This is a genomic window from Afipia birgiae 34632 (genome assembly GCF_000308295.2).
GTDB classification, from domain to species: domain Bacteria; phylum Pseudomonadota; class Alphaproteobacteria; order Rhizobiales; family Xanthobacteraceae; genus Afipia; species Afipia birgiae.
This window is the reverse complement of record NZ_HG326653.1, coordinates 813,145-825,601: the sequence shown is the minus strand read 5'-3', so window position 1 is coordinate 825,601 and position 12,457 is coordinate 813,145. Positions and strand designations below refer to the sequence as shown.

Below are 12,457 nucleotides of genomic sequence, written 5' to 3'. Positions count from 1 at the left end.
GCTCGTCGGCGAACGAGAGCCAAGCATCACTCACTCCTTCTCGCCGCGATCGCGTTGACGCGACCAGTGCAGCGACCAGGTGCTGCCGGCATCGTCGTCACGGAATAGGTTGGCGCGGATCGGCTGCGCCAAACCCGGATCGTCGATCACCAGCGCGATGTATTCGCCGGCCTTCTCGCCGGTGCGTTTCCAGCCCGCGCCGATCTCCGGGCCGATGTCTCGGACGCCCGGATCGTGGTCATGGACGCGGTAGTCCGGCGCATTCTCCGCATCCGACGGATCGGCCGGAACGATGACGATGTCGTGGAAAAGCGTGAATGTTTCGATGCGCCCGACGATACGGGATTCCTCGCGCGTGAACTGTCCGATTTGCGGCATGATGGTCTCCTTGGCGGTGAGGTTGGAAATCCGTCGACGGGCACCGCTCCCGCCGAAGGAAAGGCGGTCAGCGCGTCGGTGCGCGCCATTCGAAACGGCCGTCGCCGCCCTCGTCGCTCCACAGCGGGATGGCGCGGCCGATGATCTGGTCGGTGGAGGTCAGGCCGAAATAGCGGCCGTCGAGACTGTCGTTGACCTGCCAGTTCATGAGAAAGACTTCGCCGGTCGCGATGCGGCGGCAGCCCTGCCAGACCGGAAGATCGCGGCCAGCGCGATCACGATCGAGCGCCACGCCGACATTGACGCCATCGACGGTGATGGCGAGGTTCGAGCGGCAAACCGTCTGCCCGGACACGGCGAGGATACGCTTCAGCAGCGGCACGCCCTTCGGCAGGTAGCCGCGCTCGGCGAGGAAGGTAGCGAGTGGTTCCGGTGCATCGACGGCGACCAGATCGGTGACTTCGAACAGCCCCTCGAAGTCGATCGAGTAGAAGCCGATCGGCGCGCTGGCGGAGGCGTTCCAGATCAGCTTGGTCGGCATCGACGTGAGGCCGGGATAGCCGACGCCCATGGCCGCGAGCGCCGTCGTGAATATCAAGCCAAAGCGCGTCATGGCTCGACCTTTCGGCGCAGCAGGTAGACGTGATGTTGGTCTGACGTGTAGGCGCGAGGTTCCTGGCCGGCGGTCATTCGGTTGTGAATATGCCGCCAGTGGTCGGGCGAGACCGCTGCGGGATCGATGCCGAGACGCTCGATCGCGTCGATCGCCTGCAGCACGCGTTCGACCTTCGGCCAGCTCTCGATCTTGAGCAGGATGTCGCCGCCAGGACGCACGAAGGGCAGCGTCTGGAACGGCTCGCCGCGGCACACCGCGCGCACGATGTCGATGCGCGAGATGATCGTGCCGTACTCGCCCGCCGCCCAGCGGACGAAGGCGAAGATGCTGTTCGGCGCGAACCCGACGATGCTGCGGCGGCGATCGAGGATCTGTTCGTAATTCTTGCGGCCGAACCTGATCCAGTGCTCGACCTTCTGTTTCTGGAAGGTCAGTTCGACCAATGTCGTGAACGGCGCAGGCCCGTCCGGCCGCGGACGGCTGCGCGCGCGATGGGCCGCTCTGCCCGTCATGGCTGATCTCCCGCGATGGGTGGAAATTCGCGCGCGAGCAGCTCGCGCAACGCCTCGGCGACGGTGATCCCGCGTCGAAAGGCCGCGACCTTGATGCGACCGCGCAGTTCAGGCGTGATGTCGATGGTCAAGCGGGCGGTGAACGCATTGTCGGCAGCCATGCCGGGCGGTTGCGGCTCAGTCGCTCTGATCCATTTTTCGGGATTGCCCGGCCGGGACACAAACCGGCGTTTGTCGGCGCGCTCCGTCATGCCGCGCCTCCACCATGGAACGGCAGCAGGGCTGCGATGCGCGCGCGGGCGCGCTCAGCCATGACGGCATCGATCTCGCAGCCGAGATAACGACGGCCGCTGAGCCGGCAGGCTTCACCGGCCGCGCCGGAACCGGCGAACCAATCGCCGACCAGGCCGCCTTCGGGGCAGCTCGTGCGGATCAGAATTTCGAGAAGCGCTGACGGTTTCTCGGTCGGATGGATCGCGCGACCATGACAATTGCGCACGTAGATGACGGAGCGCATGAGCCTTGGGCCGCCGTCATGGCTGAGATAGTGGCCGGCATCGATCTGGCCGGTATGCGGCGGACGTTGCTTCCGTCGCGCGGTGCGCGCCGTCGCATCGGGCGTCGTCTGCACATCATTGTAGATGTCGCGCCACGGCGTCTCGGTTGGATAGAACTGGACGGCCAGTTCATGCACGCGCTTGAAGCGATCCGCGTGAAAGCTGGAGCCGTTCTGCTTCTCCCAGACGATTTCCTGCGCGACGCGTAGCCTCGCGTCGGCGAAGCGGTCGGCGGTCGCCATGAAGCATCGCAGCGAGCCGAACACCCACAACGAGCCGGTCGGGCGCAGCGCATCGCGAGCGCGCGTGATCCAGCCGTCGACCCGCCGGTCCCAGGCGAGCGACGTGTCGCCATAAGGGGGATCGGCGAGGATCAGATCGAACGGGCCGTGCGCCGGCATGAGGTGGCGGCAATCGCCGGTGAGGATCGTCATGGTGCGATCCTCCCGATGCGAAGTTGCTCGATCTCGCTGGCGAGCGCAGCGATCTCGCGAGCGGCGGGACCGTCGTCATCGATCTCGAAAGAGAGCCGGCCCGACTGCGCGGCGTCGGCGTAGATGACGCGCTGCCCGATCGCCGTGCGCAGTACCGGCGGATCGTGATCGGCCAGCGTCTCGGCCGTCTCGCGAGCGATGACAGTGCGCGCGCCGCAACGGTTGAGGACAAACCGCGCGGCAAGGCCGGGGCGATAGATGCGAGCTTCGTTCAGAAGCGCGAGCATCTCCGCCGAGGCCCAACCGTCGAGTGGAGACGGCTGCACCGGGATCAGCACCAGGTCGGCTGCGAGCAGCGCCGAGCGCATGAGGCCGGCGACACGCGGCGGACCGTCGATCACGACATGATCGACGTCGCGCGCCAACTCGGGCGCCTCACGATGCAGGGTATCGCGCGCAAGGCCAACAATACCGAACAGGCGCGGCGAGCGTTCACGGGCGCGTTGTTGCGACCAGTCGAGAGCCGAGCCCTGCGGGTCCGCGTCGATCAGCGTGACCCGCTTCCCCTTCCCGGCCCATTCGCCGGCGAGATGCAGCGCGAGTGTCGTCTTGCCGACACCACCCTTTTGATTGAGGAGCGCTACGATCATGACGCGCCTCCGTTCGTGAACTTGCCAGGCCAGTTCACGATTAAAGGAAACCCGGTCTCCGATTTGAGGAGCAAAACAACGGCGGATTGCCAGCCGTTTCCAGCCTTTGCGCCATCGTTGCGGAGGTTATCCGCAGGCGTGCAACAGTGCGGGGGCGTTAGAAAGATTCCGAAGGAATCTAGGTTAGAGAAGTTACGGCCGTCGCAAGCCTTTGAATCTCGGCGATGAATCGTCGTTTCCGGTCCCCGATAGCACGAGGATCGGGTCCCCGATGGCACGATAGGGGCGGTCCCCGATAGCACGAGTGAATTCACAGCTTGTCCCCAAAGCGCGTTGACGGTTTCCGTCGCGGGCGCGGCGGGGTGAAAAAAGTCGGATCGGTTGCGACGAAGGTGAGGAGTTCGGGACCGCCGACCTGCTGCGTGATGGCGAGCCGGTAGCCAGGCAGGGGCTGGCGGCGGATGATGTCGCGCAGGTCGTAGGCGAAATGCTTCAGCGGCGAGAGGCTGCCGGATTTCTGGTGCAAGTGAGCGAAGTCGAAGCTCCAGCCGAAGGACTGGCGGCCGCCATGTTTGCGCACGACGCGGTAGAGCCAGCGTTCGAGCCCGCCGGTCAGATCGAAATAGGCGCGGTCGATGGTCAGAACGAGCGCGTCATCGAGAACGGCGCGATAGAACCAGTCCGGCAGGATCAGCTCGACGCCGACAGGGCGACCGTCGCGATCGGTTCGCTCCTGCCATTCGTTGATCCACGAGAAGCGATGCCGACGGCCTTCCGCCGGTTGGCGGATCGAGGTTGCGACGGTAGTGGATTGGAGCCGGTCGAGCGCGGCCTTCAGGCGCTGGTAATCGCGCAGCGATACGCCACGGCCGACGAAGGTCAAAATCTCAAAGGTGTCGTCGCCATGAGCCGGGAGGTGCGCAGGCCTGCGTCGCGCGCCTCGACGATCTGGCTCGCGGCCCAGATCAGGATGTCGGCATCCCAGATGGTCGCCATGCCGTGATCGGGCACGGCCTCGACACGGATGGTCACATCGCCGGCTTTGAAATCGATGGGCGCGATGCGTTTCGATTTGGCGAGGGAGAAGAACGGATAAGCCATGAGATCCTGCGCGTCTCGCGGCGCGAAGTCGCCGGGGAGCGCCCGGAACAGATCGAGCTGCCCGCGCTCCGAAGGGGACTGGTGCCGCGCCGCCATTCGGAAAATCGTGCGCTGTCAGCGTGCGTATCGTCCTGCGCGCGCCGGCGGCGTCGGCGACTGGCGCTTGGCGGGAAGAACCGAACCGCGCGGATCGGAGGTCGAGGTGACGGCGCCGCGATCGGCCCAGGCTTCGAGATCGTCGATGGCGTAGACGACGCGGCCGCCGAGCTTTCGATAAGCCGGGCCGGTTCCGTAGGTCCGGTGCTTTTCCAGTGTTCGGGCGGAGAGGCCGAGGAATTCGGCGGCTTCCTTGGTGCGCAGAAAGCGCGGCGGGAGAACGGCGAGTTCAGGTCGCATGGATCGGCCTTTCGTGGTGTTTGCGTGAGCCGTTGGAAATCAGCGGCGGGCGAAGACCACGATGGCGAAGCGAAACAGGTGAGATGGAGTGGGATTTTGGGGGGACCTGAAATCCCACACCACATCCGCCGAGCCCTTGGGGTGGACTGACAGCAATGACGTGTTCGCGGCGGATGAAAGGAATTTTGTGAGACGCGTTGCGCTGTTGGCGTTGTACGTCAGCGGTTCGCGAGAGGCGGGCAACGCATCCGCCGGTGTCCTGCGGTCATGCAATGGCGATGTTCTGCGTTCAGCGTTGGTCGCTTTCGGTTCGCCTGGTTCGCGAACCCTGGGACCGCCGGTGGCGCAGCAACGTTCGATAACCTCCAGCGACCATCGCATGTGCATCGCGCAGCAAGGCCATGACGGTATGGCGGGCAGAGGATATCTGCCAGTCGTCCCGCTTCATCCGCGGAAGACGGAAGATAATGCGGGCGATCTCCTGCTGAGTTGCGCCATCCCGGAAGCCGTCGAACGCTTGCAACATGTGACGCATCCGCCTGCGCTTCTGCGGCGTGAGGCGTGTGTCCTGTGGCACCGCGCGGCCGTAGAGCGACGCAAGAAGGCGGTAAATGGACTCTACCCGATCAAATCCTTCCAGACCGATCGGGACCATGGCGACCAAAGGAACCGCAGGCGAATGGCCGGAGGGCAGGATGAGCTGGAGGTGCTGGTTCTTGCTCAGTTCGTAGAGGAGAAGCGTTTCGCCACCCTGTTCGACCGATCGAGCGATATCGAATGCGGCTCGTGCATCGCGATCCAAAGAGAAGATCGGGGGAGCGGCTGCCAGCACAATTGTGCTGGTGTCGGCATGTGGGAGCCAGAACACCTGCGCCTTGGGAGGGGCCTGCAGTGGATCAAGCGGGAAATCGCAGCCCCCACTGCTGCCGAATCCTGTCGGTCAGCAATTGGGGATCTTCCTTTTTGAGCGAGTACACATCGAAATCATGATCATACGCTTCATTGCGACGGAGCCATTCCCAGGCGATGTCAGAGGCAGCAAGTCGGTCAACGTGGAGGTAGAGCGCCGAGGAGCGCCATCCTGAAGCGTCGGGTATCATCGTCAGTCCTCCCTCCGTCAAATTGCGGGGGAGCCAGCATTCCCGGAACGATTGTGACGCTGAAGCCGCGAAGTTTGGCGGGGGCGATGCCGCAGCGGCATCGCATGGATCAATGACGCTGACTTTCGCGCACCAGCTCGCGATACCCGTGCTCGGTCATCCAACGAGCACGCGCAAGGTGAGTGTCGTGAATCCGACGACAGCGCTGCGGATTGCTTTGTGGATCGAGGCCGAACAGGATTTGAACGGCTTCCTGCCAATCGGCGCCGTCACGCGCCGCGTCGAGGAGCCGTAAATAGAGAACCATGTGCGTGCGATTATAGTTGGTGAGCCGCTGACTTATCGGCGGCTCATCCAGGAACGCAAATGTCGATGGTTCCCTCATTGCCGAACATTCGCATGGTTAGGATATTTTAACCATCGCCCGGTGCGTGCATCTTGGGATGCTGGCGAATGGCTCGATGGCGCGGAACGACTATCGGCGAGCGTGGCGGTTGAGCGTGTCATGATGCAGCAGAACCCCTTGCCCTTTGTCGGTGGAGAGCAGAACGATCCCTGCCGCTTCAAAAGCCCTGCGCACCTGATCGCGCGTCGTTTCGTAGACCTCGAGACCGCTTTCGGATTCGAGGCGTTTCAACGCGGTCAGCGATATGCGGGCCTTGTCAGCGAGCGTCTCCTGCGTCCAACCCAGCAACGCGCGAGCGGCCCGCGATTGTCGGGGAGTGATCATGCATGATCACCTCCCACCGACGCGAACGCACTTGCCAGAACTACGACTATAATAGTCGTTCTTGTCGCCTCGATCCAGCCGAAAGTCGCTTCACCGCGCTGCGGTGGGCCCAATCGACCGACGACTGGTTCGGTCGTGCCTTTTGCCGAAGGCGGGGCCGAAGCCCCATCCGGCTCAGGCGAACGGATCGATCTCGCCGACGATGGTGTCGGCCTCTCCATCATATTCCGCGGCGGGCATGACGCTCATGGTGCCGTATCTCGGCTCGTGCGAAGCTGTCCGTTACGCGCGTAATTCTGAAAGTTCTGCGGGCGTGTTCGGTCGCCCGCCCGTAGCGAATGAACCGGAGCAGCTATCGATCGCCTGTAGCGAGCGCTCTTATTGATTTGTAACGGCCGTTTCATTATACAGGCGGCTATGGTTTCGTTTTCATGGCTATTGCTCACGTATAAGGTCCCGCCCGACCCAGCCACCAAGCGCGTCGCGCTCTGGCGACGGCTCAAGGGCCTAGGAGCTGTGTATTTGCAAAACGGTGTCTGTCTGCTGCCGAAGACCGATGATCACGTCCGCCGGCTGAAGATGATCGAAAACGACGTTTCGGAAATGGGCGGCGAAGCCGTGATCTTGGAAACCGTCGCGCTCGATCGTGCACAGGAGGAGAAGGTCGTGACCCGTTTTCGGGCCGACCGGGACGATCAGTATCGCGAGTTCCTTGGGAGATGCGCGGATTTCGAGAAGGAGATCGCCAAAGAAATTGCGATCAACAAATTCACCTACGCCGAGCTTGAGGAGGAAGATACAGACCTGAAGAAGCTGCAAGGCTGGCTGCAGAAGATTAAGAAACTCGATTTCTATGGCGCGCCGCTCGCAGAGGAAGCCACGACACGCCTAAGGGCCTGCGAGGAACTGCTCGACAGCTACGCACAGCGTGTCTTCGATGCTCACGACGAGAATCGCTGAGATGAGCGACCAAGCTCGAGAGCGAGCCGCCGCCATCGAGAAGACATCCCGAACCGGAGCCCGTCGCGGGATTCCCGCCGGCATATGGGCGCTCGGCTCCGTCTCGATGCTGATGGATATCTCCTCGGAGATGATCCACGCGCTTCTGCCGGTCTATATGGTGGCCGTGCTCGGCACCTCGATACTGGCCGTCGGCGCTATCGAGGGCATTGCCGAGGCGACCGCATCGATCACCAAGGTCTTTTCCGGGGCACTCAGCGATTGGCTCGGCAAGCGCAAATTCCTGGCGGCGCTCGGCTATGGTCTTGCTGCCTTGACCAAGCCGATCTTTCCGCTGGCTTCGTCGCTCGATTGGCTCGTCGCCGCCCGCTTCATCGATCGTATGGGCAAGGGCATTCGCGGCGCCCCCCGTGACGCGCTTGTCGCCGATATCGCGCCGCCTGAGCTTCGCGGCGCGAGCTTCGGCCTGCGCCAGTCGCTCGATACGATCGGCGCCTTTGTCGGACCGGTCCTTGCTATCGGCCTGATGTGGCTGACGGCAAACCATTTCCAGACGGTGTTCTGGATCTCCGTCATTCCAGCGTTCCTGTCCGTCGCGCTCATTCTCGTCGCAGTCAAGGAGCCGGAACGTCCGAAGGAGTTGCGCAAGGTTCGGATGCCGTTGCGCCGCGAAGAGCTGCGCCGCCTGGACGCTGCTTACTGGCGGGTCGTCGCCGTCGCGGCAATCTTCACGCTAGCTCGATTCAGTGAGGCGTTTCTCGTCCTCCGCGCGCAGTCGATCGGCCTGCCGTTCGCGCTGGTGCCGGTGGTGCTGGTCCTCATGAGCCTCGCCTATTCACTGTCGGCCTATCCCGTCGGCATCCTGTCCGACCGCATGGACAAGATGGCGATTCTGATCGTCGGGCTTCTGCTGCTGATCGTCGCGGATGTGGTGCTGGCTTTCGCAACCGGCCTTTTTGCTGTGGGTATCGGCGTCGTGCTCTGGGGCCTTCACATGGGCTTCACGCAAGGGTTGCTCTCGACGCTGGTGGCAGAAACCGCGCCGGCGGAATTGCGCGGCACGGCCTTCGGCATATTCAATCTGATCTGCGGCCTGGCGCTGCTCGCCGCTAGCATTATCGCCGGCGCGCTTTGGGACACGGTCGGACCTCGGGGGGCGTTCCTTGCGGGCGCTATTTTCGCCGCCCTGACCGTGCTGGCGTTTCTTCGTATGCGACACATGCTGGCAAGCCCTGTCATGCCCCAAGCAAAACAGGATCAATGAAGCGCCGCCAACACGAAGGGGCCGACAAGAAAAGAAGAGGATTTGATATTGCAGCTTTATGATCTCGATGCCGCCGCGACTCGCACCATCAATAGCTTTGCCGGAGCGAGCGCTGCGGTTGATTTCCTGATGATCCAGGTATCGGCCATCGGCGTGCCGCTGCTCGTGCTGGCAGTTGCCGCACAATGGTGGCGAGGACCAGACAGATCTCACAACAGACACGTTCTCGTTGCGACGGGGCTCTCGTTCTTGCTCGGCCTGGCGATCAATCAGCTCATCCTGCTGTTCGTCCATCGCGTCCGGCCATACGATGGCGGCATATCGCATTTGCTGATTAGCCCTAGCGCCGATCCGTCGTTCCCTTCCGACCATGCCACAGCGACCTTCGCCGTCGCCGCGGCCTTTCTGCTGCACGGGATGCGGCGAATGGGATTGTGGTTTCTCGCGACGGCGGTTCTGGTAGCGGTGTCCCGTGTCTATATCGGGACTCACTATGTCAGCGACGTGCTCGGGGGAGCCGCTACGGGTATTGCTGCTGCCACGTTGATCCGCAGGCTCTATCGGGAAGGGACGCGCCTAGATCGGCTCGTCACCTCAATCCTGTAGGAAACGCGGAATGGTCGTGTCCTTCTTCTCGACCGTCACAGCGTTCATCGCGGCATACCCGCATCTGGCCTATGCGGTCGTTCTCCTCCTCGCCCTGTCGGAATCCATTCCGGTCATTGGCGTCTTCATCCCCGGCACCGCCGCCATTCTGGCAGTTAGTGCGCTGGTTCCAACCGGAATCGTAAAGCTCTTGCCGTTGCTCGGCGCTGCGACGGCCGGTGCCATCATCGGCGACGGCCTCTCGTTCTGGATCGGCCACCGCTACCACCGCGAAATCCTTGAACGGTGGCCGCTCAACCGGCACCCGGACCTCATCACCCGCAGTGAGGCCTTCTTCGCACGGCACGGCGACAAAAGCGTCTTCATCGCGCGCTTCACGCCCGGCGTGCGGGCCTTCATTCCCCTGATTGCAGGCATGTTGCGGATGTCGGTGATGCGTTTCTACGTCGCCAACATCCTGTCCGCATTGGTATGGGCACCATCTCATGTCCTGCCCGCCGTGTTCGTTGGCGCGGCGTTCGGCATGTTCGGCGCAGCCGCCAAGCCGCTCGCCATTTTGTTTGTTCTAATAGTCTTCGTCATCTGGGCGATGATCCGTCTCGTCCGGTTCGCACTGCATCATGGCCCGGAATTCGTGTCGGGCCTGTCGGACTGGCTGCGCCGGCGCGCGGCGGCGAACCCGTCCCGCTGGAGCCGCTTTGCGTTCGACCTTCTCGATCCGGCGCGGCCCGATATGCGGGGCGTCACGCTGCTAGCCTTGCTGCTGATCGGCTCCGCATGGCTGTTCTTGGGGATTCTCGAAGACGTCGTCAGTAGCGACCCACTGGTCCGGGCGGACACCGCGATCTATCAAGCGCTTCAAGACCTGCGCACCCTACCAGGCGATTCCGTAATGCTCGCCATCACCGAGCTTGGCGACACCTATGTCGTCATGGCGATAACGATCGCCGTGCTTCTATGGCTCGTGTGGAGACGCGCGTGGCGGTCGGCGGCCTATTGGCTGGCGGCGGTCGCCGGAGCGTCGGCGCTCAACACCGTCATCAAGGTTACGCTTCACCGCGCACGTCCGACCGAATTGTTCTACACGGGCTGGAGTGCATTTTCCTTTCCGAGCGGCCACAGCACGGTCAATCTCGTTCTCTATGGCTTCCTCGCCTTGCTGATCGGTCGCGAGGTTCGACCGGCCTGGCGTCTTCCTGTCGCCTTCACTGCTCTATCTTTCGCGCTACTGATCGCTTTCTCGCGCGTCTATCTGGGCGCGCATTGGTTCTCGGACGCGGTCGGAGGCTTGGCCTTCGGCACGGCCTGGGTGGCGGTGCTCGGGCTTTTCTACGTGCGAAAGCCGGCCCAACCCGTTGGTGCGGTGTACTTGATGGTCGTCTCCTGCCTGGCGCTCATGCTTGTCGGCGGCGCGAATGTCTATCGGCATCATTCTCTCGACGTCGAACGCTATGCTGTAAACCGCGTGATGCCCACGATGATGGCCGGCGACTGGTGGTCGTCAGGATGGCAGCGGCTGCCCGCCCGGCGCATTGATCTGACCGGCGAAATCGAGGAGCCGCTAACAGTCCAATGGGCAGGAGACCTGCCTGCCATTCGCCAGGATTTGCAGGACAAGGGATGGCGTCTGCCTGCAACATGGACGTCATCGAATGCACTGGGGTGGCTGATCGCGACGACACGTCCTGTCGAATTGCCGGTTACACCTCATCTCTCAAGCGGAAGGCTCCCGAGCCTCACGCTTGTCTTGCAAGACAGTGCCGCACCGGATGATTCGCGGTTTGTGCTACGACTATGGGATGCTGACGTCGAGCTCGTGGACAGAAACCCGTCGCCCGTTTGGATCGGTTCTGTCGTGAAAGAGCGTGTCGCGCGGCCTCTTTCCCTTTTCACCATTGCATGGGCCCAAGCGGATGCGAACACACCGCGTGACACTATGGCTCAGATGCTTCGATCGGGCCGTGTCGCGACTCGCCCCGATAGCGACGCAGGCGCGGATTGGGATGGAGGTGTCCTGCTGCTAAGGGATCGCACTAACTCGGTCAAATAAACTGGCTAAGACTTAGTGCAACGATTCCAAGAAACCGCACCCGAATACCTTATCTATAATAGTCGTTCTCGGTGCGTTGATCTAACCGAAAGTCGCTTTGCGGACTGTGGCGAGAGTAATCGGAGAGCGACCGGTTCGGGCGCGCCCGCCTTGCCGAAGGCGGGGGCCGATGCCCCCATCCGGTTCAGGCGAACGGATCGATCTCGCCGACGATGGTGTCGGCATCCCCATCATATTCGGCGGCGGGCATGACGCTCATGGTGCCGTCGCCGGCGCGGTAGATGATGATCGTGACCATCAGGGTGGCGGCCAGGCTGAAGGCGAAGGCGTGGGCATCTGCGAGGGACATTTTCCGGCTCCTGTCTGGAGGCGGGGACCATCCCCGCTCGACAGGCGCCCGACGTGTTTCGGTCCTGGCCGGGGTCATCAGAGAGGCAAAGCCGAACTGACCGCACGCTTCGCGTAGCGGACCCCTCGAGGGTTGACCGCATGAGGTCGGGATTGAAACCAGGGTCAGCCTCAAAGAGCGGGGTGGTGCCCGCTGACCGGAGCGGAAATCCCTACATCGCGCGCTATGACAGTCCTGCCGCCGCCCGGCGGCTGCAGCGTCGTCGAGCCGGGGAGCGCCGCTGCATGCTCGCTGCCGGAGGGGATGAAGCCGGAAAGGGCTTTTTGCCTGAACCGGATGGGGGCTTCGACTTCACGGGTGGAAACAGGGGCGTGTGACAGCAGTCATCTGCCGGGGACCAGCACGATGCTGCCATGCAGGCCTGTGTTTGAATAATATAGGGGGGTATACTATCTGTATTGGCAGATGGAGGGCGTCATGTCGCACACGACCCGCGAGAAAACGAAGCTGCTGAATCGGGTGCGTCGCATTCGAGGCCAGATGGAGGCCGTCGAGCGCTCGCTCGAGGACGAAAAGGGCTGCGCCGAGGTGCTCCAACTGATCGCGGGTGTCCGTGGCGCCATCAACGGGCTGATGGCTGAAGTGATCGAGGACCACATCCTGCTGCACGTGGCCGATCACGCTCTCGCGCAAAACGAACGCAATGAAGGCGCGGCCGAACTGATCGATGTCGTACGCGCCTATCTCAAGTAAC

At 62.8% G+C, this 12,457-nt stretch carries 17 protein-coding genes and 1 pseudogene; 5 read left to right on the top strand and 13 right to left on the bottom strand.

What is annotated here, in order from left to right:
- Window positions 1-30: 30 nt before the first annotated feature.
- The 12 genes and pseudogenes from BN32_RS17890 to BN32_RS17835 all read right to left on the bottom strand — a co-directional run bounded on the left by BN32_RS17890 (window position 31) and on the right by BN32_RS17835 (window position 6,474).
- Entirely contained in the window at window positions 31-378 is a 348-nt protein-coding gene (locus BN32_RS17890) for a DUF736 domain-containing protein (protein ID WP_019198964.1), read from the bottom strand.
- Window positions 379-445: 67 nt separating this feature from the next.
- On the bottom strand, window positions 446-991 hold the full coding sequence (locus tag BN32_RS17885; protein ID WP_019198965.1) for a S26 family signal peptidase: 546 nt from the start codon (window positions 989-991) through the stop codon (window positions 446-448).
- The gene (locus BN32_RS17880; protein WP_019198966.1) at window positions 988-1,506 is read right to left on the bottom strand and encodes a DUF2840 domain-containing protein; all 519 of its coding nucleotides are present in this window, start codon (window positions 1,504-1,506) and stop codon (window positions 988-990) included. Before BN32_RS17880 ends, BN32_RS17885 begins: the two co-directional genes overlap by 4 nt.
- The gene (locus BN32_RS17875) at window positions 1,503-1,757 is read right to left on the bottom strand and encodes a hypothetical protein (RefSeq protein ID WP_019198967.1); all 255 of its coding nucleotides are present in this window, start codon (window positions 1,755-1,757) and stop codon (window positions 1,503-1,505) included. Before BN32_RS17875 ends, BN32_RS17880 begins: the two co-directional genes overlap by 4 nt.
- A complete protein-coding gene (locus tag BN32_RS17870) occupies window positions 1,754-2,497 on the bottom strand; it encodes a DNA-methyltransferase (RefSeq protein ID WP_019198968.1) in 744 nt (247 codons plus the stop codon). The genes BN32_RS17875 and BN32_RS17870 overlap by 4 nt, the downstream gene beginning before the upstream one ends.
- Complete coding sequence (parA, locus tag BN32_RS17865; protein ID WP_019198969.1) at window positions 2,494-3,147, bottom strand: ParA family partition ATPase; 654 nt, start codon at window positions 3,145-3,147, stop codon at window positions 2,494-2,496. Before parA ends, BN32_RS17870 begins: the two co-directional genes overlap by 4 nt.
- 310 nt (window positions 3,148-3,457) lie before the next feature.
- A pseudogene (locus BN32_RS17860) lies at window positions 3,458-4,344 on the bottom strand (replication initiator protein A).
- Between the two features lie 18 nt (window positions 4,345-4,362).
- On the bottom strand, window positions 4,363-4,644 hold the full coding sequence (locus tag BN32_RS17855; RefSeq protein WP_019198971.1) for a helix-turn-helix transcriptional regulator: 282 nt from the start codon (window positions 4,642-4,644) through the stop codon (window positions 4,363-4,365).
- 289 nt (window positions 4,645-4,933) lie between these two features.
- Complete coding sequence (locus BN32_RS27380) at window positions 4,934-5,476, bottom strand: DUF2285 domain-containing protein (RefSeq protein WP_244438193.1); 543 nt, start codon at window positions 5,474-5,476, stop codon at window positions 4,934-4,936.
- Between the two features lie 64 nt (window positions 5,477-5,540).
- Window positions 5,541-5,744 (bottom strand): transcriptional regulator domain-containing protein, encoded by a 204-nt coding sequence (locus tag BN32_RS27820; RefSeq protein ID WP_019198973.1) that lies wholly within the window; start codon window positions 5,742-5,744, stop codon window positions 5,541-5,543.
- Between the two features lie 109 nt (window positions 5,745-5,853).
- A complete protein-coding gene (locus BN32_RS26310) occupies window positions 5,854-6,051 on the bottom strand; it encodes a hypothetical protein (RefSeq protein ID WP_488225993.1) in 198 nt (65 codons plus the stop codon).
- Window positions 6,052-6,219: 168 nt separating this feature from the next.
- Window positions 6,220-6,474 carry a helix-turn-helix domain-containing protein gene (locus BN32_RS17835; protein ID WP_040426646.1) on the bottom strand — a complete coding sequence of 85 codons (255 nt, stop codon included), beginning with the start codon at window positions 6,472-6,474 and terminating at the stop codon, window positions 6,220-6,222.
- Between the two features lie 516 nt (window positions 6,475-6,990).
- Here BN32_RS17835 and BN32_RS17830 point away from each other — a divergent pair.
- From BN32_RS17830 to BN32_RS17815, 4 genes are read left to right on the top strand one after another with little or no spacing between them, the layout of a single operon-like run.
- Complete coding sequence (locus tag BN32_RS17830; RefSeq protein ID WP_244438207.1) at window positions 6,991-7,434, top strand: Chromate resistance protein ChrB; 444 nt, start codon at window positions 6,991-6,993, stop codon at window positions 7,432-7,434.
- A 1-nt stretch (window position 7,435) separates the two neighbouring features.
- Window positions 7,436-8,698, top strand: a complete 1,263-nt coding sequence (locus BN32_RS17825) for an MFS transporter (RefSeq protein ID WP_040426645.1) — start codon at window positions 7,436-7,438, stop codon at window positions 8,696-8,698.
- A gap of 48 nt (window positions 8,699-8,746) precedes the next feature.
- Window positions 8,747-9,304 carry a phosphatase PAP2 family protein gene (locus tag BN32_RS17820; RefSeq protein WP_019198978.1) on the top strand — a complete coding sequence of 186 codons (558 nt, stop codon included), beginning with the start codon at window positions 8,747-8,749 and terminating at the stop codon, window positions 9,302-9,304.
- A 10-nt stretch (window positions 9,305-9,314) separates the two neighbouring features.
- A complete protein-coding gene (locus BN32_RS17815) occupies window positions 9,315-11,354 on the top strand; it encodes a bifunctional DedA family/phosphatase PAP2 family protein (RefSeq protein WP_019198979.1) in 2,040 nt (679 codons plus the stop codon).
- A 184-nt stretch (window positions 11,355-11,538) separates the two neighbouring features.
- Here the strand turns inward: BN32_RS17815 and BN32_RS27270 are convergent, their stop codons facing one another.
- Window positions 11,539-11,703, bottom strand: coding sequence for a hypothetical protein (locus tag BN32_RS27270; protein ID WP_019198980.1), 165 nt, complete (start codon window positions 11,701-11,703; stop codon window positions 11,539-11,541).
- 477 nt (window positions 11,704-12,180) lie between these two features.
- Here BN32_RS27270 and BN32_RS17810 point away from each other — a divergent pair, with 477 nt between their 5' ends.
- Window positions 12,181-12,456, top strand: a complete 276-nt coding sequence (locus tag BN32_RS17810; protein ID WP_040426905.1) for a metal/formaldehyde-sensitive transcriptional repressor — start codon at window positions 12,181-12,183, stop codon at window positions 12,454-12,456.
- The last annotated feature ends 1 nt before the right edge of the window (window position 12,457 follow it).

Bases quoted from the DNA above. Each gene is read 5' to 3' on its own strand.
- BN32_RS17890 (WP_019198964.1), bottom strand. From the start codon at position 378: ATGCCGCAAATCGGACAGTTCACGCGCGAGGAATCCCGTATCGTCGGG.
- BN32_RS17885 (WP_019198965.1), bottom strand. From the start codon at position 991: ATGACGCGCTTTGGCTTGATATTCACGACGGCGCTCGCGGCCATGGGC.
- BN32_RS17880 (WP_019198966.1), bottom strand. From the start codon at position 1,506: ATGACGGGCAGAGCGGCCCATCGCGCGCGCAGCCGTCCGCGGCCGGAC.
- BN32_RS17875 (WP_019198967.1), bottom strand. From the start codon at position 1,757: ATGACGGAGCGCGCCGACAAACGCCGGTTTGTGTCCCGGCCGGGCAAT.
- BN32_RS17870 (WP_019198968.1), bottom strand. From the start codon at position 2,497: ATGACGATCCTCACCGGCGATTGCCGCCACCTCATGCCGGCGCACGGC.
- parA (WP_019198969.1), bottom strand. From the start codon at position 3,147: ATGATCGTAGCGCTCCTCAATCAAAAGGGTGGTGTCGGCAAGACGACA.
- BN32_RS17855 (WP_019198971.1), bottom strand. From the start codon at position 4,644: ATGCGACCTGAACTCGCCGTTCTCCCGCCGCGCTTTCTGCGCACCAAG.
- BN32_RS27820 (WP_019198973.1), bottom strand. From the start codon at position 5,744: ATGATACCCGACGCTTCAGGATGGCGCTCCTCGGCGCTCTACCTCCAC.
- BN32_RS26310 (WP_488225993.1), bottom strand. From the start codon at position 6,051: ATGGTTCTCTATTTACGGCTCCTCGACGCGGCGCGTGACGGCGCCGAT.
- BN32_RS17835 (WP_040426646.1), bottom strand. From the start codon at position 6,474: ATGATCACTCCCCGACAATCGCGGGCCGCTCGCGCGTTGCTGGGTTGG.
- BN32_RS17825 (WP_040426645.1), top strand. From the start codon at position 7,436: ATGAGCGACCAAGCTCGAGAGCGAGCCGCCGCCATCGAGAAGACATCC.
- BN32_RS17815 (WP_019198979.1), top strand. From the start codon at position 9,315: ATGGTCGTGTCCTTCTTCTCGACCGTCACAGCGTTCATCGCGGCATAC.
- BN32_RS27270 (WP_019198980.1), bottom strand. From the start codon at position 11,703: ATGTCCCTCGCAGATGCCCACGCCTTCGCCTTCAGCCTGGCCGCCACC.
- BN32_RS17810 (WP_040426905.1), top strand. From the start codon at position 12,181: ATGTCGCACACGACCCGCGAGAAAACGAAGCTGCTGAATCGGGTGCGT.